Origin of the sequence: Zafaria sp. Z1313, from assembly GCF_050563205.1 — a bacterium.
In the GTDB taxonomy this organism is placed as follows: Bacteria; Actinomycetota; Actinomycetes; order Actinomycetales; family Micrococcaceae; genus JAZDCJ01.
Genome location: NZ_JBNWUK010000002.1, coordinates 207,109 through 225,734 on the forward strand (window position 1 = coordinate 207,109; position 18,626 = coordinate 225,734).

An 18,626-nucleotide genomic window follows, 5' to 3' on the forward strand; every position below is an offset into this window, starting at 1 on the left:
GACGCATGGCCACCACGCCAGTCATCTTCATGATCGAATTCACGTAGAACCGACCCTGAGCTCGAATCCTTACGGGCCGTGTAGCTTGAGAGGTGTGCCGATGAATCCATGGAGCAAGTTATGAAACGGACGCAAGTCGCCGGCGCCCTTCGAACGAACGCCGGGCTTCCAACCGTCGTGAGCTTCTTCGGAGGCGATCGCTACTACTTCGAATGCGCAGCGAAACTTCGCTCCGATTGTGAGCGACTTGGGCTCCCTCACCACATTGAGGAGGTCGAAACAGCGGGGCTTGAGTGGCCGGATATCTGCCGGTTGAAGATTGGATTCTTCCGTCGAATGCACAAGAAGTACGGTGCGATCTTGTGGATGGATGTCGACAATCGAATACTCAAGGTTCCTACGGTTCTCGAGGGTTGTCAGGCCGACATGGCGGGTTTCGTCGGAAGGCGGTCTTACATTCGAGACTATGACCCATATCGGGTAACACGGTTCTGGATTCCATCCGTTCTCTACTTTGGAAGTACTGAACGGGCGGGGCTCTTTCTTGACGCCTTGGTCAGGCTCGAGGCTTCGACGGATGACGACGTCACGGACGACTGGGTCTTGCATGAGACCTGGAAGTCATTCGAAGAGGAGCTGAACGTGCTCTTGCTCGCACCGTCTTTGCTGGCCCGGGAGCACGACGCCGAAGTGGATGCAGCGCTTTTCTGGGTAGGTGATAGCGGGCACGTTTCCGAGTACCGGACGCAAGTCGTCCAGCATCAACCGAAATTGCGCGATGTGGGTCTTCGTGGGCAGGCACTTGCCGCCGCTAGCATCGACGCGATGAGGTCCGGCAATCGTGCGGAGGCCTCCGTCTTGGCCCACTACGCGTATCGGTATCTTCCGGACGACAAGGAAGCGGCAGTGAGGCTATCGAACTACCTCAGCGTCAATGGGAACTCCGACCTTGCGGACGAGGTCTTGCGTGAGTTCGTCCGCCGGCATCCGCAAACAGTCAGCGTTCGAGAGGCCTTGGTGCGGAGAATGGTCAGGCGGGGCGACTTCGGCGGGGCTGACGAGTTGGTGAATGCCATGGTCCACGAAGCAGAAGATCGGGTCAAAGCCCGTGGCGAGGCATTGCAGTATGAGGTGGGTCTCGATCGACAGGCGGCATCGACGGAAGAATCGCCCGCACAGCGCCCCATGGTTTGGTGGTCCCGGGCTCCTTACCCTGGTCATTTCTCTGAAGTCCTCAAGCCGTGGATCGTAGACAGATTGCTGTCTTCCACGCCGCAGTTCGGGAGTCGGCAACGATCATTGCTGCTCGGCGAGGGGACGCTTGCCAACACCACGGCATCCAATGTCGTGTGGGGTGGCGGCATCCGTTCCGTTGGCGAACGCCCTAGTGCCGAAGCGCGCTATCTTGCCGTGAGAGGTCCCCGAACTCGGAGGGCCATCGTAGAGAATGGAGGTGAGTGCCCCGAGGTCTATGGGGATCCAGCTCTTCTCCTGCCTATGCTCATCCCGAGAGAGCGGCCGTCGAGGCGGCGAAACTACATCGGGCTACTCACCGGGCCTCGCGACTATAATGCTCACGTGTCCCTTGACGGCGTTCGCGCGATAGATCCGATCGGCACCGCGCCCGCCATACTGGAGCGCGTAATCGACGAGGTGCTTCACTGCCATGGAGTCCTGACCACGTCGCTGACTGGTCTCATGATCGCTCACGCATACGGCGTGCCAGTGCGATGGTGTGTCTTCGGGCATCACGTGGCGGCTGCCTTGACCGATGGTGAAGACTTCCACGACTACTTTGAGGCATTCGATTTGCCGACGATGGAGCCGTTCGATCTTTCCACCTATCGAGGATCCGGTCGGGATTTGATGAAGGAAATACCGAGCGCGATTCCGCCACCACGTCCATCCGGCGAATACCTCAGTGCCCTGCGTGAACTGTACAATCCGGACGACGGGTCCCGTGTTCTAGACTGATGCTATCCCGCGCCCCTGTGATCGGCTTCGAAAAGGATGAACTTGGTTGAATACGAGTCGCAGCTAGCTGCTCTTTGCGCGGATCTGCCACTCCAAACGGAGTATGGTGCCGCAATCGATGCCGGGCGTCCGCCTGCCCTTGGAGTGTTGGATTCATTCCAGACCAGAGCCCTAAACCGCAGGTATTCAGTCATTCCGGTAGGCGTTCGGGACGGGGAGCTCGCTATTGAGAGCCTCAGGGCCTCCTTGGTGATCTTTCAGACGACGGAGCAAACGGTTCATCCAGCCTGGCGGGGCAAACTCGGGAACGAGGGCCACGTGAACGCACACTTGACCGGGCTTCGAGATAGCGCACGGCGCCTGCAGGTTCCGTTCGTCGCGTTGTGCACCATCACGCCCGATTCGCTGAACGGATATCTTCCGAGCCTCTGCGTGGCCGATCTGATTTTGGTCTCACGAACCGACACGGCGCTACTTCTGAAGCGGGAGCTTGCTCCCGGACCATGCGTAATGTCCCCCCGGGACGTGGTTGAAACCGTCAGGGATGGGGCAACGGTGGGCAGTCTGACTTCCGACCACGTTCGACGCCTCGGACAAACATTCTTCGTTGCTGCGCTGACTGCGGCGGGGCTACGACCACGTGAGGATGGTGCAGCTCAAGAATGAAGTTCGCTTTGTTCGACTCCATCCTGGAGTCGCATGTTGTGAGGTCGTTGGCGCGAGCGCTGCGTGCGCGTGGTCACGAAGTCCTCGTTACGGGTCAACTTGCCCACACTCATTCGTTCATCTCGGCCCCCAGCGACATCCAGCGTGTGAGAGGCGCAATTGATGATGTGGTGGATTTTCGGCCAGATGCCACACTTGTATTCAGGCCCGCTAGCTTACCCGTCGCGCTCCTCAGTCGCTTGCGACGCGCAGGCGGTCACCTCTTTGCGTGGTTCTCCGACGATCCGGTGTTGTGGAAACTCTGCTACGGACCGGTGCTCGATTTCTATGACACCATCCTGCATTGCGGCGGAGTCCGGGTATTGGAGTTCTACGAGCGTCTCCACGGGAGGCCTACGGGCGTCAACTTCCCCTTTTGGTCGGACGGGGTGGAGTTTCCCCATGTCTATGGGTCCAAGGCTCCAGAGTCGGATGTCGTTTTCCTGGGAAACGTCAACGATAAGATTCGACGGAAACGCTACTATCAACTCGGGCTCTTGGGGCTAGACCTGCGTATCCACGGCCAGGTTGGCGACGACTACTTGAATGTCTCGGGCGGATACCTCGACACCCAGGAAGAGGTTCTCGAGGCCGGGTCACGGTCTCGGCTGGCGATCAACATTCCGCAGTTGTTCGCCGATCATCGCGGGGCGCCGACGTGGTTCGACGGGCTCGACAAACTCGGAAGCTTTCAGATTCCCAGCAGGGTGGTTCAATGTGCTGCGATGGGGCTACCGATCGTATCGCTGATGCCGTCAGGCGAGACGCTCGACGCGTTCCCCGAGGCCAAGTTGGTGCACGATGCCGAGAACCTCCGCGTCGTTTGTGCTGACCTGCTGTCGTCCGGTGAGCTGCCTGAACTGGGGCGACGCACGCGACGCCGGTTCGAGCTTGATTTTAGTGCCGCGTCGCGAGTGTTGGCTCTGGAGCAACTTCTTGTTGACGATGGATGGCGACGACTGGGGGCTTTGGAGCGGGCTGATTGGTTCCGCGGTTTTTCCTCTGCTGGGCAGGAAGGAAGCGAGGATCAGGCGGCAGATTCCCCCGCTTCGTGTCGTGAATCGATGCAGTTGTCGAGCATTGATGAATCGCGCGAGGCGGTGATCAACGAGCACTTGGCCGTCGGATGGGAGTCCTTGCCGCGGAAGAAGATCGCAGTTCTCGGGCGCGGCCGTGGGGATCACTTTTCCGCGCTGCGGACGGCAACCCGCGCACTGAGGTCAGCGGGACACGATGTAGTAGACGTGCTGCCCCAGGACTTGGAGGGCTGTCTGAGTCCCGACCCGTTCGGCGGATTTTCTGCGATAGTCGACCTTGACAAACTTCATGACCGGCTCTCAGGCGTCATTGATTGCTATGTCCTCGTCGGTGCCGTCTTCCTCCCGGCCCCCGCAGCTACGATCCGACTACGGGACCGCGCCGATGTCCTGGTGGTGGTACACCAGATTGAAGCGACAGGGTACTCCGAGTCTCTCGGCCGATTGGCGGCCCAAGCGGACGCCATCTCAGTGCTTCACGAGTCCGCTCGAGAGGCGCTGCTGGATTGGGGGATTGAGAATGTCATCGTGCTGCCCGATCTCGTCGATCGAGATTTCCTCCGAATCCTCCGAATGCAAGGGAACCGCCAACAGCGCGCGGTGATCGTGGCGGACGATCGGCGACAACTCGCAAGGAACTCGGATCTCATTGGGGGTCTGGGGGCCATGGAAGTCTCTACCTACGTGGCAGATGAAGTGCGCGGTCAGCCTCATGGGCTGGCCAAAGTGGCCCGTCTCGCGAACAGCACTTTGTCGATCGTGCTCACGGACGATTCCCGGCCTGGTCACCCACTCAACAGACTCTTTGGTCACTTTCTTTTGGGAGGAGGGCTAGTCGTGGTTGCGAGAACGCCTGCAAGTCGGACACCTGCTGGACAGGCGCGGGCTTGGATTGTCGCCGCAGAAGGTAGAGAGCTCCAGCGCAAGTTGGGCAGACTGGTGGCCGACCCCAGTGCGGCGCGTCAGGTGCGCTGCTCGGCGTTGGGCGTCGGGTTGGCTAACTTTTCCGCTGAAGAAGCACTAGAGCGCCTCCTGGAACAGGCGGAATCCAAGCCAAGGATCGACGATGACAATTCGGCGATGAGTTCAGACAGTCGACAGACATAGTTCGCGGGTTGTTAAGCCACGACGCGGTCGTTGCAGGAAATTTCTGCGAACATGGACTGAATCAGTCACCAGTACGTAGAACAGGGAGAATGTGAACACTAAGATTGAGCAGCTGCGGCAGGAACTTAGTGAGAAGATCTTCGATCAAGGATTCCATTGGAAGATTCTGTTCATTGGCACCTCCGTCAATGGCACCACGGACATCGTTTCGTCGCTGTCTCGATCGCTGCGAAACCTTGGGCACCATGTATTGGATCTGGACACTTCGCGACATCGCATTCTGGACAACCCGCTTCGCCGCCAAGGCGGCATGGGCCCGATCTACGTTCGATTGGAAAAGATTGAGGCAACGATCGATCGGTTTCAACCGCAAGTCGTCGTCTGTTGTGCCGGGGGACTGACGTTCACCGAAGAAGACGCGCAGAAGCTCAAAGATCGGGGCATTGTCCTGGTTGGAATCACGCTGAGCGATCCGGACGTTTTTCCGTCCATTCGGGACTATCAGCACGTTTTCGACGTACACACAACGAACGCGACGACGGCCATGGACATGTACCGCGACGCTGGCATCTTCAATACGGTGTACTTCCCGTTCGGGATCGATCGCGGCTTCGTTACCCAAGACATTCCTGCTAATCCTTCGTTCGACGCTGATGTGATTTGCCTTGGGCATGCTACGAATAGGCCGGATCGCAACGAGATGATGACGGCGCTCAACGAGAAATTCGATGTGCGGACGTACGGGCGGGGTTGGGAAGTTCCGGATTCGATCACCGTGGCGGGCCAGGAGATGGTGCAGGCTCTCCGTGGAGGTCGAATCCACGTCAATTTCCCATTGACCAGGGCCGGCTATATCAATATCAAGTGCGGTGTCTTCGAATCTGCCGGCCAGGGACGAATGGTCGCCACTGGGAAGTTCGACGAGATGTCGCAGTTCTTCACCTACGGCGAAGAGATCATCGGCTATGAAGACGAGGCAGACTTGTCCCGCCAGATCGACTACTACTTGAACAACCCGGATGAGTACGACCGGATCGTCGAGAATGGTTTTCGACGGATCGTCAACGACCATCTCTACGAGCATCGATGGATGGCTCTCTTGGACGTACTGCGCAATCTGGGGCGAGACGATAGCGTACGGATTTCAGCTGATCGCCTTGAGCAGGTTCGCAGGACGTTGTCTCGGTCCTACCCGCGTGCCAAGAAGGTCATCGTTTCCGGCTTTTACGGTGCGCGGAACCTGGGTGACGAGATGATCCTGCGATCGATCAGCTCGACTTTGATGGACGCGGATGAGGCCGTACAGGTGTACGTGGCCGCAGAGAGTCCAACTCAGGTCGAGGCCTCTCACGGTCTGCAGGCCTTTGACAGGAAGTCTCATGCCATCGCCGGCTACCAGGTGAAAACCGCATCGGCTGTCCTGCTCGGTGGAGGTGGATTGTGGCATGACTACACGTTCGAACGTGGGGGTGGCCTGCCAGCGATGTTCACCGGTGGGACGATCTCGATGGCCGGCTTCGGCATCCTCCCCTTGATGGGGAAGGTCCTCGAGATTCCATTTCATGTCGTCGGACTGGGTGTCGGGCCCCTGTCGGATCACTACGCCAGGCAGACGGTCAAGTTCCTAGCATCGCAGGCCGATTCGATCTACGTGCGTGACCCAGATTCCGGTGACATTCTCCGGAGTCTGCAGATCGCTGACGGCAAGCTCACTGTCGGGCCTGACTCCGTTTATGCCGTCGACCTAGACGGAACGGAATCCGTGGTTTCCGATGAAGTCCAGCAGCTGCGGGATGCGGGATACACTTTGGTCGGGTTGAACCTCAGGCCCTGGGGTCAGGCGGACATGGAAGTTGTCTGCCGCGAAGTTCGTGACGCGCTTGTTGATCTTTCGGGTCAGTTGACGGCGCGTGGTGAGAAACTGGCCGTCATTGCGCTTCCGATGCAAGCTGGTCCCCGCATGGACCGTAACGTCATCGGCGAGGTGACGCGGCGGCTTCCCAAGAGCATTCCAACCGTCTTCCTGGACAGGGGTGGTGAACTCAGCCTCGAGGAGTATCTGGGTGCGCTGCAGAGCTGCTCCGCGGTGTTGGCCATGCGCCTGCACGCCGCACTCATCGCACACCGTGTTCGAGTTCCCGTCGTCGGCTTGTGCTACGACCCCAAGGTCTATCGGCATTTCGCAGAAGTGGACCGTTCCGCTGACGGACTAGATCTCACGGCGTCCGCATCGACGATGACAGCTCGCCTTATCAGCTCTATCGCCGAGGGGATCTCCGAGAACAGCTCGAATCTGATTGCCGAACTTGAATCCGGGGCTCGTTCTGCACTTGACGTTTCAGCGCAGTCGATAGCTGAGGCCAATGCGGTTGTTGGGGTCTACGAAGTGCCCGCTGCCAATGAAGCGCCCGCCCGACGGAAGGCAGCGCCTCGCCATGACCTGGCTGCGCACTTCCAGGGCGTTGTTTCGTCGGCTGCCGGGCTTCCTGAGATGAAGGTTGGTGGCAATCCGCTTCTCAAGGCCGGGCTGCACCGACTAGAGCTTGCAATGGAGACGGACGTACCGAAATCGGGCATGTTGGTGTCCCATGAGGGTTCTATCAAGCTGCTCGAGCAGCGGGCAACGACCATTCAGATGGTGCTCCATTCGAAGTATCAGAACGAACGGGCCCTGGGCAAGCTCTTCGTTGAGGTCGACATCAATGGGCAGACGTTCCGCCAGGACTTGGCCGCATCATCCGAACCGGTGGAGCTCAACTTCATTACGTCCGGAAAGTCGGCGCTTCCGATCCGTTTTCGGGTTGTCGTTGAGGGCGAGGCCTTCAGAGCTCGTTCCTGGATTCAGGCCACAACCATTGCCTTGGAGATCGTCGGCACGAAGCCGATTCCGCCAGTCAAGGAGGATTCATTGATCGCCAGTCGAGGAGACGTCGTCACGACTGGATCGCGATGATCGCATTGTTGACCTTGTGGCAAACTCGGGAACGTCTTTTAGGCGAAGTTTGTCACAACCGGCGAGCCCAGTGCTTCCTGATTGGATGATGTAGATTCCTAGCCGAAACACGGCGAAAGCCGATCCATGCGGATAGACGCTCACGAGATCGGGGTAGGGGAGGGCGAGAACGGCTCGACGCCGGAAGAAGTCGTTCGCCGGAGTGCCCTCTCCTATCGGCGCTCCGAGAGTTCGGCGCGGACCTTTTTAAAGGCAGGAAAGTCCCGTCCCCCGAGCAGATCCGCGTGCAGCCGGCCGGCCGCTGCGACGAGCATCGAGCCGAGGCGGCGGTCCGTCGAGGCGTTGAACTGGGAGGCGCCGCCGGGCTTGGGCGTGAACTCGTTGAGCACGGGACCCGTGGGGGAGGCGAGGAAGTCGATCCGCAGGAACGGCGCAGGGACGGCCAGGCTCGTCTCGGCCGCCAGTTCTATGAGGCCGTCGGGGATCCCGTGCCCCGCGAACAGCTCCCGCGTGTACTTGCCCGTCGTGACGACCTCGCCCTTGGCGTTGTACCAGCACCGGCGGACGCCGTCGCCGCGGACCGTCTCGAGGGCGAGGCCGACCTGGCCGTAGAAGCTGTAGAACTTGATGTCGCGTGCGGGGGAGGACGGGTCGACGTCGCTCGTGACCAGTTCCTCCTCGATCCAGGCATCCGTGGCGATCCGCCCCGTGGCGACGGATGCGGCGACGCGGGCGCGGACCTCCTCGACCGAGGCGAGGTACTCGTTGCGCTCCAGATCGAAGATCGAGTCGCGGCCGATGATGAACACCCCCTGGGACATGAGGCCCTCGAGCGGCTTGGCCACGGTCCCCGGGGACAGCGCCAGCTCGGTGTGGGCGAGCGGCCTGGGGGAGACCGCCGGGACGCGGAGGCCGATCGCGGCGGCGAAGCGGTAGGCGGCGAGCTTGTCGTCCAGGATCCACGCCGTCGTGTCCCGCCGCACGTGCGCGCGCCGGCTCTGCATGGTGACCTCGTAGACGAACGACGGCGCCGGAGGGGCGCCCTGGGCGGGCCTGTTCACGGATTCTCCTGTCCCGTCCGGACGGCGTCGCTGAGCTGGGCCGCGATCCTGCACACGATGTCCGAGTGGACGCGTCCGGGCTGGCGGGTCAGGCGCTCGATCGGACCCGAGATCGAGACCGCCGCGATGACGCGTCCGTTGGGCCCGCGCACCGGCGCCGAGACCGAGGCGACCCCCGGCTCGCGTTCGCCGAGGCTCTGGGCCCAGCCCCGGCGTCGTACCCCGGCCAGGATCGTGGGGGTGAAGCGGGCGCCGTGGAGCCCGTCGAGGAGGCGCTGGTGGTCCTCCCACGCGAGGAGGACCTGGGCCGCCGAGCCCGCCTTCATCGACAGCTGCGTTCCCACGGGAATGGTGTCCCTCAGCCCCACGGGGCGCTCGGCCGAGGCGACGCAGACGCGGTGCTCGCCTTGGCGCCGGAAGACCTGCGAGCTCTCGCCCGTCGCGTCGCGCAGGCGCACGAGCAGCGGCCCGGCGGCGGCGATGAGCCGGTCCTCGCCTGCGGCCGAGGCGAGCTCGACGAGGCGGCCGCCGAGGACGAAGCGCCCGTGGATGTCCTTGCCGACGAGGCGGTGGTGGACGAGGGCCTGGGCCAGGCGGTGCACCGTGGGGCGGGAGAGGCCCGTCGAGGCCACGAGCTGGGCCAGGCTCGTGGGCCCGGCCTCGAGCGCGTCGAGCACCATGGCCGCCTTGTCGATCACTCCGACACCACTCGAGTTGTCCATAAGCTGATACTAGCGTCTCATTATATGAGATAGCCAGCCGGGGACTGGCGTGTCCACGCGGCACGGTGCTTCAGTTGAACCACGAACGCTGCGACACACGGGAGGAGGCTGGGATGTCCGCGGAGAAGAACGCGCTGACGCTGGCCGAGAAAGTTTGGAACGCGCACGTCGTGCGCCACGGCGAGGGCGAAGGCGCCGCACGCCAGCCCGACCTCATCTTCATCGACCTGCACCTCGTGCACGAGGTGACCTCCCCGCAGGCCTTCGAGGGGCTCCGGCTCGCGGGGCGGCGGCTGCGCCGGCCCGACCTGACGATCGCGACCGAGGACCACAACACGCCGACGCTGGACATCGACAAGCCCATCGCCGACCTCACGAGCCGCACCCAGATCGAGACCCTGCGCAGCAACTGCGCCGAGTTTGGCGTGCGCCTGCACTCCCTCGGCGACAAGGAACAGGGTATCGTCCACGTCGTCGGACCCCAGCTGGGGCTGACCCAGCCCGGGACCACGGTGGTCTGCGGCGACTCCCACACCTCCACCCACGGCGCCTTCGGCGCCCTCGCCTTCGGCATCGGCACCTCCGAGGTCGAGCACGTGATGGCCACGCAGACGCTCTCGCTCAAGCCGTTCAAGACGATGTCCATCAACGTCGAGGGGACCCTCCGCCCCGGCGTCACGGCCAAGGACATCATCCTCGCGGTCATCGCCAAGATCGGCACGGGCGGGGGGCAGGGCTACGTCCTCGAGTACCGCGGCTCGGCCATCCGCTCGCTCTCCATGGACGCGCGCATGACCATCTGCAACATGTCGATCGAGGCCGGCGCGCGCGCCGGGATGATCGCCCCCGACGCCACGACCTACGAGTACCTCAAGGGGCGCCCGCACGCCCCCGAGGGCGACGACTGGGACGCCGCCGTCGACTACTGGGACACCCTGCACACCGACGAGGGCGCCGCGTTCGACGCCGAGGTCCACCTCGACGCCGACGAGCTCGAGCCGTTCGTGACCTGGGGCACCAACCCCGGGCAGGGCGTGTCCCTGTCCGAACGCGTCCCCGCACCCGGGGACTTCGAGGACGAGAACGCGCGCGCCGCGTGCGAGCGGGCCCTCGAGTACATGGGCCTGGAAGCGGGCACCCCGATGAAGGAGATCCGGGTGGACACCGTCTTCCTCGGCTCCTGCACCAATAGCCGCATGGAGGACCTGCGCGCCGCCGCCTCGATCATCCAGGGGCGGGCGAAGGACCCCGACGTCCGCATGATCGTGGTGCCCGGCTCCGCGCGCGTCCGGCTCGAGGCGGAGGCCGAGGGGCTGGACCGGGTCTTCAAGGAGTTCGGCGCCGAGTGGCGGTTCGCCGGCTGCTCGATGTGCCTCGGCATGAACCCCGACCAGCTCTCCGAGGGCGAGCGCTGCGCGTCCACCTCCAACCGCAACTTCGAGGGGCGGCAGGGCAAGGGCGGTCGCACGCACCTCGTCTCCCCGCTCGTCGCGGCCGCCACCGCCGTGCGCGGCACCTTGAGCTCCCCGTCTGACCTCCCGCCGGCCGCCGAGGCCGCCGCGACGGCCGCCGCCTAGGAAAGGTGATCCCATGGAAAAGCTGAACACCCATACCGGCATCGGCGTCCCGCTGCGCCAGAGCAACGTCGACACGGACCAGATCATCCCGGCCGTCTACCTCAAGCGGATCACGCGCACCGGCTTCGAGGACGCGCTCTTCGCCGGATGGCGCAAGAACCCCGACTTCATCCTCAACCAGGAGCCGTTCTCGCGCGGATCCGTCCTGGTCGCGGGGCCGGACTTCGGCACCGGGTCCTCGCGCGAGCACGCCGTCTGGGCCCTGAAGGACTACGGCTTCAAGGCCGTTCTGTCCTCGCGCTTCGCGGACATCTTCCGGGGCAACTCCGGCAAGCAGGGGCTCGTCGCCGCCGAGGTCGAGCAGGCGGACATCGAGCTGATCTGGAAGGAGCTCGAGAACCACCCCGGCACCGGGGTGACCGTCGACCTGGCGTCGCGCACCGTCACCTGCGGCTCCCTCACGACGGGATTCGGGATCGACGACTACACCCGCTGGCGGCTCATGGAGGGGCTCGACGACATCGGCCTGACCCTGCAGCAGGAGGACGCGATCACGGCCTACGAGGCCACGCGGCCGGCCCACAAGCCGGTCACGCTGCCCGCCCGCAGCTGAGCCGCAACGCTCCGCCCCACGCCCTCCGCGACCGGCTGAATTGCCGGGTCCGCGGAGGGCGTGGCTGTATGCTTGCAGGGAAGTTCCGGGCTTCCGGAAGACCGATCCAAGTGCGAGGTACGACATCCATGGGCAAAGTCCTGACGATCCGCGGCGGAGTCCCGCTCCAGGGGAAGGTAAGAGTCAGGGGAGCCAAGAACCTCGTGCCGAAGGCGATGGTCGCGGCGCTGCTCGCCGAATCGCCGTCGGTCCTGCGCAACGTCCCGGAGATCCGCGACGTGGAGATCGTCACCTCGCTTCTGGAGATCCACGGCGTGACCGTGAGCAAGGACCCCGCCACGGGGGACCTGACCCTCGATCCGGCCGGCGCCAAGCAGGCGCCCTCCCGTGAGATCGACGCCCACGCCGGCGACTCCCGGATTCCCATCCTCTTCTGCGGACCCCTGATCCACAGCATCGGCGAGGCGTTCATCCCGGACCTCGGTGGCTGCCGCATCGGCGACCGCCCCATCGACTACCACCTGAACGTCCTGCGCAACTTCGGTGCCGTCGTCGACAAGCGCCCCGGCGGGATCGCGATCTCCGCCCCCCACGGCCTCAAGGGCGCCAAGCTCGAGCTGCCCTACCCGAGCGTCGGGGCCACCGAGCAGGTCCTGCTCACGGCCGTGAAGGCCGAGGGGATCACGGAGCTGAAGAACGCCGCCGTCGAGCCAGAGATCATGGACCTGATCTCCGTGCTGCAGAAGATGGGCGCGATCATCTCCGTGCAGACGGACCGCGTCATCCGGATCGAGGGCGTACCGTCGCTCGTCGGCTACAACCACCGTGCGCTGCCCGACCGCAACGAGGGCGCCTCGTGGGCCTCGGCGGCGCTCGTCACGCGCGGCGACATCTACGTCGAGGGCGCCGACCAGGAGGACCTCACCGCCTTCCTCAACACCTACCGCAAGGTCGGAGGCGCCTTCGAGGTGTACGACGACGGCATCCGCTTCTTCCACCCGGGCGGGCCGCTGAAGCCGCTCGTCCTGGAAACCGACGTGCATCCCGGCTTTATGACCGATTGGCAGCAGCCGCTCGTCGTGGCCCTCACCCAGGCCGAGGGCGTCTCGATCGTGCACGAGACCGTCTACGAGAACCGCTTCGGCTTCACCCAGGCCCTCGTGCGGATGGGCGCCACCATCCAGTTGCACCGGGAGTGCCTGGGCGCCGTTCCGTGCCGGTTCGGACAACGCAACTTCCTGCACTCCGCCGTCATCACCGGCCCCGCCCAGCTGAGCGGGGCGGAGATCGACATCCCGGACCTCCGCGGCGGCTTCTCCCATCTCATCGCCGCCCTCGCGGCCGAGGGGACGAGCCGCGTCACCGGCATCGAGATCATCAACCGCGGCTACGAGCGCTTCATGGACAAGCTGACCGCGCTCGGCGCCGACGTCGAGCTGTCCGCCGAGGTCCTCGCGCACCATGACTGAGACCTTCGGCGCCCGCGTCGTCTTCGGGATCGTCGCGGGCATCGCGAGGCCTGCGCTCAATCTCATGATGGGCCGGACGTGGGAGCGCTTCGATGCGCTTCCCGAGGGCGGATTCATCGCCTGCCCGAACCACGTGACGGAAATCGATCCGCTCGTCGTCGGGCACGCCTTCTACAACCACGGCCGCTTGCCGCGCTACCTCGCCAAGGAATCGCTGTTCAAAGTGCCTGTGGTCGGCGCCGTCCTGCGGGCGACCCGCCAGATCCCCGTGGCCCGCAGCACCGCGGGGGCCAACAAGTCGTTGACGCTGGCCCGCCAGCTCATCGACGAGGGCTCCGTCGCCATCGTCTATCCGGAGGGAACGCTCACGCGCGACCCCGACGAGTGGCCCATGCGCGGGCGCACGGGGGCCGCGCGCCTGGCCCTCCAGACCGGGGCGCCCGTGGTGCCGATCGCGCATTGGGGTGCCCAGCAGGTGCTGCCCCGCTACGGCAAGTCGCTCAAGATCTGGCCGCGCAAGACCGTCCGCGTGCGCGTCGGTGATCCGGTGGACCTCTCCGACCTCCTGGGCCGGCCCGTGACCCGGACCGTGCTCGAGGAGGCGACGTCCCGCATCATCGCCGCCGTCACGGCCGAGGTGGCCGTGCTGCGCGGCGCGGAACCTCCCGCGAAGCCGTGGGATCCCGCAGTGCACGGCCAGAAGGCCACGGGCCGCGATTTCGGCGCAGCGCCCACGGACGGGGAGCAGGCATGAGGCCCGCACCGCGTTCCATCGCGGTCATGGGGGCCGGGAGCTGGGGAACCACCTTCGCCAAGGTCCTCGGCGACGGAGGGCGCGCCGCGGGAACCACGGTGCGGCTCTGGGCGCGACGCACCGAGGTCGCCGAAGAGGTCAACCGGGACCACACCAACTCGGCCTACCTCGGCGAGACCGTCCTGCCGGGGAACATCGTGGCCGGAACGGACCCGGCGTGGGTCCTCGACGGAGCCGAGATCGTCGTCCTGGCCGTACCGGCGCAGACCCTGCGCGAACAGCTCCGCTCCTTCCGCCGGCATATCCCGGAGGGGGCCGTCGTCGTCTCCCTCATGAAGGGCCTCGAGCGCGGCACCGACGCCCGGATGAGCGAGGTCGTGATCGAGGAGTTGGGGCTCGCACCCGCCCGCGTCGCCGTGGTCTCCGGACCCAACCTGGCCATGGAGATCGCCCGCGAGGAACCCACGGCCTCGGTCGTGGCCTGCCTGGACGAGGACACGGCGGCATGGATCGCCGCGGCAGCGACGCCGCGCTACTTCCGGCCCTACACCAACGCCGATGTCGTCGGCGTCGAGCTCGGCGGCATCGTCAAGAACGTCATCGCCCTGGCCGTCGGCATCTGCGACGGGCGGGGGATGGGTGATAACACCAAGGCCTCCGTCATCACGCGCGGACTCGCCGAGACGACGCGGCTGACGCTGGCCCTCGGGGGCAAGGTGGAGACCATGGCCGGGCTCGCGGGCCTCGGCGACCTCGTCGCCACGTGCTCCTCGCCGCTGTCCCGCAACCGCACGGCGGGCCGGCTCCTCGGCGAGGAGCTGACCCTCGAGCAGGTCAACCAGCGCATGACCCAGACCGCGGAGGGCATCAAATCCGGCTCCGCGGTGCTCGACCTGGCCCGGCGCCACGGCGTCGAGATGCCCATCACGCAGGCCGTCGTCGACGTGCTCGAGGGACGGCTGTCCGTCGCCGGCATGGGCGACCGTCTCCTGGGCCGGGACCTGAAATCCGAAGGTGGAAACGCATGACCCAAGATTCCCTCCGCAAGCCGCGCGTCGCCCTGCTCTTCGGCGGCCGTTCCTCCGAACACGCGGTCAGCTGCGTCACGGCGGCCGGCGTCATGAAGGCGATCGACCGCGAGAAGTACGACGTCGTCCCCGTGGGCATCACCCGCTCCGGCTCGTGGTCGCTCGTCGAGCAGGACCCCGCCGACTGGTCGCTGTCCTCGGGAGAGGCCCCCGAGGTCGCAGGAGGGACTCCCGTCCGCCTGGCGGACGTCTCCGCCGGCAGCGAGCTGCAGGCGCACGACGGCAACGGGAGCGTGCGCAGTCTCGGGGGAGTGGACCTGGTCTTCCCCCTGCTCCACGGTCCCTTCGGCGAGGACGGCACCCTCCAGGGCCTGCTCGAGCTCGCCGACGTGCCCTACGTGGGCTCCGGGGTCTCCGCGAGCGCGATCGGCATGGACAAGCACTACATGAAGGTGGTCTTCGAGGCGGCCGGCTTCGAGGTCGGGCCCTACGTCGTCATCACGGACAAGGAATGGCAGCGCGATCCCGAGGCCGCGCTTGCGACCTCCGGGCGACTCGACTACCCGCTCTTCGTCAAGCCGGCGCGGGCGGGGTCCTCGGTCGGGATCAGCCGCGTCGACGACCCCTCGCAGCTGCGTGCCGCCGTCGAGGCGGCCCGCGAGCACGATCCAAAGGTCGTCATCGAGGCCGGGATCACGGGCCGGGAGATCGAGTGCGGCGTCCTCGAGGGACGCGGCGCCTCGCCGGCCCGCGCCTCCCTTCCCGGGGAGATCGCCGTGGAGGCCGGCGCGCACACCTTCTACGACTTCGAGGCCAAGTACGTCGACGGCGCCGCCGCAAAGCTCAGCTGCCCGGCCGAGCTGCCGGAGGGCGCGGGCGAGGAGCTCGGGCGGCTCGCCGTGGCCGCGTTCGACGCCGTCGGAGCCGAGGGCCTGGCCCGCGTGGACTTCTTCTACACCCCCGACGGCCGGTGGGTCATCAACGAGATCAACACCATGCCCGGATTCACGCCCATCAGCATGTACCCGCAGATGTGGGCGGCCTCCGGGCTGCCCTACCGCGAGCTCATCGACGAGCTGATCTGGCTTGCGATGAACCGGCGGACCGGGCTGCGCTAGGCACGTTCGTCAGGGCAGCTCGAGGTCCTGATCCACCGAGGTGCACTCGCGGTCGGCGGGAATGCGGCCCGCCGCCGCGGCGAGCTCGGCGAGCACCGTGCTCGAGGCCACGGCCGTCGGGTCGAAAAGGACCTCCGTGGCGGGCTCGCGGCCGTAAGTGGTCAGTGTCCACGCGGGGTCTCCCTCACGGGCCACCCAGTCGACGCCGTTGACGCTCACGCACGGATCCGTCGTGGGGCCGGGGATCGGCACGCCGCAGCGCAGGACGACGTGCGACGGATCGCCCCAGGCCGAGGTGGCCTGGCTGTTGGTGGGGCGCTGGGAGTGGCCGGCGAGCTCGTCCGGGAGGACGACCATCATGTCCGCGCAGCGGGGATCGTTGGCATTTTCCGCCGACTCGACGTCCAGCGGAACCGAACAGGCGGTCAGGAGCGCCGCCGCGGCGCACAGTGCCGCGACCGCCGTGGGCTTCCGGAGGGGAAAATTGGTCACCATGGGATACTATCGGTAGCTGCGGAGCGTCATGGGAACGTGCGCTCCGTGCCATGGGGGGGCAATAGCGTTGCCCCTCCGTGTCCAGAGACCGAGGGAGTCGCATGACCGGCGTGAACGAACTGATGGGCCAAGACCACGAGCCCGCCGCGCGGAAGCCGCGGAAGCGCCGCCCCGTGGTCGTGGTGATCGTCTCCCTGCTCGTCCTCGTAGCCGTCGCCGGGGCTATCGCCTTCGGCTACCTCTTCAGCCTCATGAACTCCTTCGAATCCAAGGCCCAGCGCATCGAGTCCGTCTTCCCGAGCGGCGCGGCCCGCCCCGAGACGTCCGACGCCAATAAGGACGCCCTCAATTTCCTGCTCATCGGCTCCGACGTCCGTGGTGGCAGCGGCGAGACGGAGGACCTGCCGTCCGTGCCCAATGGCGGCCGCTCCGACACGATGATGCTCGTGAACATCCCCGGGGACCGCAGCTCGATCAATGTCATGTCGGTCATGCGGGACACGTGGGTCGAGATTCCCGGTCAGGGCTCGCACAAGATCAACGCAGCCTTGGCCTTCGGGGGCATCCCGTTGCTCGTCGAGACGCTCGAGGGCATGTTCGAGGTGCCGATCGACCACGTGGCGATCATCGACTTCGAGGGTTTCCAGTCCCTGACCGACGCCCTCGGCGGGGTCACGGTGAACAACCCCCGCGCCTTCACCTCGACCGGTTCCCAGGGGGAGCACTTCCCGGCCGGGCCGGTGTTGCTCGATGGGGAATCGGCGCTCAAGTTCGTCCGGGAGCGCAAGCAGTTCAGCGACGGCGACTACTCGCGCGTCGCCAACCAGCAGCTCTTCCTCAAGTCGCTCATGTCCTCGTTCCTGACCCCCGATACCCTGCTGAACCCGGGCAGGATCTCCACGATCGTCGACGAATTCTCCCCCTATGTCTCCGTCGACGAGGGCCTGGGAGGGGCCGAGATCGGCCAGCTTGCCGTCGGCCTGCGCGACGTCCGCTCCGGCGACGTCCACGCCTTCACCCTGCCCAACCGGGGCGTCGGCCGCTCCGCCGATGGTCAGTCGATCGTCGTCAACGATCCCGAGGCCGTGGGTGCGATCGGCGAAGCGCTCCGGGACGACGCCTTGACGGCGTACGTCGTCGAGAACGGAATCGGGAACTAGGGATGGGTCGGCGTTGGCGCGAGCGGCGTCCGGGAGCCCCGGCGGCCGCCGGGGCGGTCCTGGCCGCCGTCCTGCTTGGCGCCGCCGTGGGCGCTCCGCCGGCGGCCGCCGAGCCGCTTCCCGTGGTCCAGGCCACGGAGACCCCTCCGCCGGCCACCGAGCCAGTGGACCCGGACCCGGGCACCGGGGACCCGACGACGGGCCCGACGCAGGATCCGACGCCCTCCACCACGGCCCCCGCCGCGCCGACCACGGCCCCCCGGCCGTCGTCGAGCCGGCGCCCCTCCGTTCCGGCCCCCACGCCGACGGCCCAGCGACCGACCGCGCCCGCGGCCGCCGTCGACCCCCGCACGGGCTTCGCAGTCGACGCCTCTTCCGGCTTCCTGGTGCACCCGCGGACGGGACTGCTCATCAATCCCGCGAGCGGAATCATGGTGGTTCGGGGATCGCTGGCCCCGAGCGGCTTCCAGTACGACTTCGCCTCACGTCAAGTCCTCTATGCCTCGACGCCGACACCGGGCGCGCCGGAGTCCGCCGCCCCCGAGAGCACGAGTGCCGAACCACCCACGAGCAGTGAGGCGTCCACCGCACCCGCGGCGGCATCCTCGGCTTCGGCCGGCGTCCCCTCCAGCCCGGCGCCCTCCAGCACGCCTTCGCCCGAGCCCGCCACCGCGGACACGGAGCAGGCCTCATCGGCCACCGGTTGGGGCGGCCAGACGCTGGTCCACGTCCTCCTGGGTGCCGGCGTCCTGACGTTGGGCGTCTGGTACTACCTCAAGGTCTTCCGGGCCCCCCGGCGAGGGGCGGGCAAGTGAGGCGGCTCCTGGCACTGCGGCATACTGTGCGACGCCAC

Annotated in this window: 14 protein-coding genes; 11 read left to right on the forward strand and 3 right to left on the reverse strand. The window is 65.7% G+C overall.

Annotation, left to right across the window (positions count from 1 at the left end; genetic code table 11):
* Positions 1-120 precede the first annotated feature (120 nt).
* The 3 genes from ACQ3I4_RS04225 (at position 121) to ACQ3I4_RS04235 (ending at position 7,776) form a co-directional block, all read left to right on the forward strand.
* Complete coding sequence (locus tag ACQ3I4_RS04225) at positions 121-1,974, forward strand: hypothetical protein (protein WP_430632891.1); 1,854 nt, start codon at positions 121-123, stop codon at positions 1,972-1,974.
* Between the two features lie 662 nt (positions 1,975-2,636).
* The gene (locus tag ACQ3I4_RS04230; protein ID WP_430632892.1) at positions 2,637-4,823 is read left to right on the forward strand and encodes a hypothetical protein; all 2,187 of its coding nucleotides are present in this window, start codon (positions 2,637-2,639) and stop codon (positions 4,821-4,823) included.
* Between the two features lie 91 nt (positions 4,824-4,914).
* Entirely contained in the window at positions 4,915-7,776 is a 2,862-nt protein-coding gene (locus ACQ3I4_RS04235) for a glycosyltransferase family protein (protein WP_430632893.1), read from the forward strand.
* Between the two features lie 212 nt (positions 7,777-7,988).
* Here ACQ3I4_RS04235 and ACQ3I4_RS04240 read toward each other — a convergent pair whose 3' ends face one another.
* Together ACQ3I4_RS04240 and ACQ3I4_RS04245 are read right to left on the reverse strand one after the other, a co-directional pair.
* The gene (locus tag ACQ3I4_RS04240) at positions 7,989-8,837 is read right to left on the reverse strand and encodes an ATP-grasp fold amidoligase family protein (RefSeq protein ID WP_430632894.1); all 849 of its coding nucleotides are present in this window, start codon (positions 8,835-8,837) and stop codon (positions 7,989-7,991) included.
* Positions 8,834-9,559 (reverse strand): IclR family transcriptional regulator, encoded by a 726-nt coding sequence (locus ACQ3I4_RS04245; protein WP_430632895.1) that lies wholly within the window; start codon positions 9,557-9,559, stop codon positions 8,834-8,836. The genes ACQ3I4_RS04240 and ACQ3I4_RS04245 overlap by 4 nt, the downstream gene beginning before the upstream one ends.
* A 113-nt stretch (positions 9,560-9,672) precedes the next feature.
* Here ACQ3I4_RS04245 and leuC point away from each other — a divergent pair, with 113 nt between their 5' ends.
* From leuC to ACQ3I4_RS04275, 6 genes are all read left to right on the forward strand, one after another.
* Positions 9,673-11,136 (forward strand): 3-isopropylmalate dehydratase large subunit, encoded by a 1,464-nt coding sequence (gene leuC / locus ACQ3I4_RS04250; RefSeq protein WP_430632896.1) that lies wholly within the window; start codon positions 9,673-9,675, stop codon positions 11,134-11,136.
* A gap of 13 nt (positions 11,137-11,149) precedes the next feature.
* Positions 11,150-11,749: a 3-isopropylmalate dehydratase small subunit gene (gene leuD, locus ACQ3I4_RS04255; RefSeq protein WP_430632897.1), complete on the forward strand. Its 600-nt coding sequence runs from the start codon at positions 11,150-11,152 to the stop codon at positions 11,747-11,749.
* 128 nt (positions 11,750-11,877) lie between these two features.
* The gene (murA, locus tag ACQ3I4_RS04260) at positions 11,878-13,218 is read left to right on the forward strand and encodes a UDP-N-acetylglucosamine 1-carboxyvinyltransferase (protein ID WP_430632898.1); all 1,341 of its coding nucleotides are present in this window, start codon (positions 11,878-11,880) and stop codon (positions 13,216-13,218) included.
* Positions 13,211-13,972, forward strand: coding sequence for a lysophospholipid acyltransferase family protein (locus ACQ3I4_RS04265; RefSeq protein WP_430632899.1), 762 nt, complete (start codon positions 13,211-13,213; stop codon positions 13,970-13,972). Before murA ends, ACQ3I4_RS04265 begins: the two co-directional genes overlap by 8 nt.
* On the forward strand, positions 13,969-15,000 hold the full coding sequence (locus ACQ3I4_RS04270) for an NAD(P)H-dependent glycerol-3-phosphate dehydrogenase (protein ID WP_329860860.1): 1,032 nt from the start codon (positions 13,969-13,971) through the stop codon (positions 14,998-15,000). The genes ACQ3I4_RS04265 and ACQ3I4_RS04270 overlap by 4 nt, the downstream gene beginning before the upstream one ends.
* Entirely contained in the window at positions 14,997-16,118 is a 1,122-nt protein-coding gene (locus ACQ3I4_RS04275; protein WP_430632900.1) for a D-alanine--D-alanine ligase family protein, read from the forward strand. The genes ACQ3I4_RS04270 and ACQ3I4_RS04275 overlap by 4 nt, the downstream gene beginning before the upstream one ends.
* Before the next feature lie 9 nt (positions 16,119-16,127).
* Here the strand turns inward: ACQ3I4_RS04275 and ACQ3I4_RS04280 are convergent, their stop codons facing one another.
* Complete coding sequence (locus tag ACQ3I4_RS04280; RefSeq protein WP_430632901.1) at positions 16,128-16,613, reverse strand: DUF3515 domain-containing protein; 486 nt, start codon at positions 16,611-16,613, stop codon at positions 16,128-16,130.
* Between the two features lie 101 nt (positions 16,614-16,714).
* Between ACQ3I4_RS04280 and ACQ3I4_RS04285 the strand changes: the two genes are divergently transcribed.
* Both ACQ3I4_RS04285 and ACQ3I4_RS04290 read left to right on the forward strand, forming a co-directional pair.
* Complete coding sequence (locus ACQ3I4_RS04285) at positions 16,715-17,773, forward strand: LCP family protein (RefSeq protein ID WP_430632902.1); 1,059 nt, start codon at positions 16,715-16,717, stop codon at positions 17,771-17,773.
* Between the two features lie 2 nt (positions 17,774-17,775).
* Positions 17,776-18,588, forward strand: coding sequence for a hypothetical protein (locus ACQ3I4_RS04290; protein ID WP_430632903.1), 813 nt, complete (start codon positions 17,776-17,778; stop codon positions 18,586-18,588).
* Positions 18,589-18,626 lie beyond the last annotated feature (38 nt).

Bases quoted from the DNA above. Each gene is read 5' to 3' on its own strand.
- ACQ3I4_RS04225 (WP_430632891.1), top strand. From the start codon at position 121: ATGAAACGGACGCAAGTCGCCGGCGCCCTTCGAACGAACGCCGGGCTT.
- ACQ3I4_RS04230 (WP_430632892.1), top strand. From the start codon at position 2,637: ATGAAGTTCGCTTTGTTCGACTCCATCCTGGAGTCGCATGTTGTGAGG.
- ACQ3I4_RS04245 (WP_430632895.1), bottom strand. From the start codon at position 9,559: ATGGACAACTCGAGTGGTGTCGGAGTGATCGACAAGGCGGCCATGGTG.
- leuC (WP_430632896.1), top strand. From the start codon at position 9,673: ATGTCCGCGGAGAAGAACGCGCTGACGCTGGCCGAGAAAGTTTGGAAC.
- leuD (WP_430632897.1), top strand. From the start codon at position 11,150: ATGGAAAAGCTGAACACCCATACCGGCATCGGCGTCCCGCTGCGCCAG.
- murA (WP_430632898.1), top strand. From the start codon at position 11,878: ATGGGCAAAGTCCTGACGATCCGCGGCGGAGTCCCGCTCCAGGGGAAG.
- ACQ3I4_RS04265 (WP_430632899.1), top strand. From the start codon at position 13,211: ATGACTGAGACCTTCGGCGCCCGCGTCGTCTTCGGGATCGTCGCGGGC.
- ACQ3I4_RS04270 (WP_329860860.1), top strand. From the start codon at position 13,969: ATGAGGCCCGCACCGCGTTCCATCGCGGTCATGGGGGCCGGGAGCTGG.
- ACQ3I4_RS04275 (WP_430632900.1), top strand. From the start codon at position 14,997: ATGACCCAAGATTCCCTCCGCAAGCCGCGCGTCGCCCTGCTCTTCGGC.
- ACQ3I4_RS04280 (WP_430632901.1), bottom strand. From the start codon at position 16,613: ATGGTGACCAATTTTCCCCTCCGGAAGCCCACGGCGGTCGCGGCACTG.
- ACQ3I4_RS04285 (WP_430632902.1), top strand. From the start codon at position 16,715: ATGACCGGCGTGAACGAACTGATGGGCCAAGACCACGAGCCCGCCGCG.
- ACQ3I4_RS04290 (WP_430632903.1), top strand. From the start codon at position 17,776: ATGGGTCGGCGTTGGCGCGAGCGGCGTCCGGGAGCCCCGGCGGCCGCC.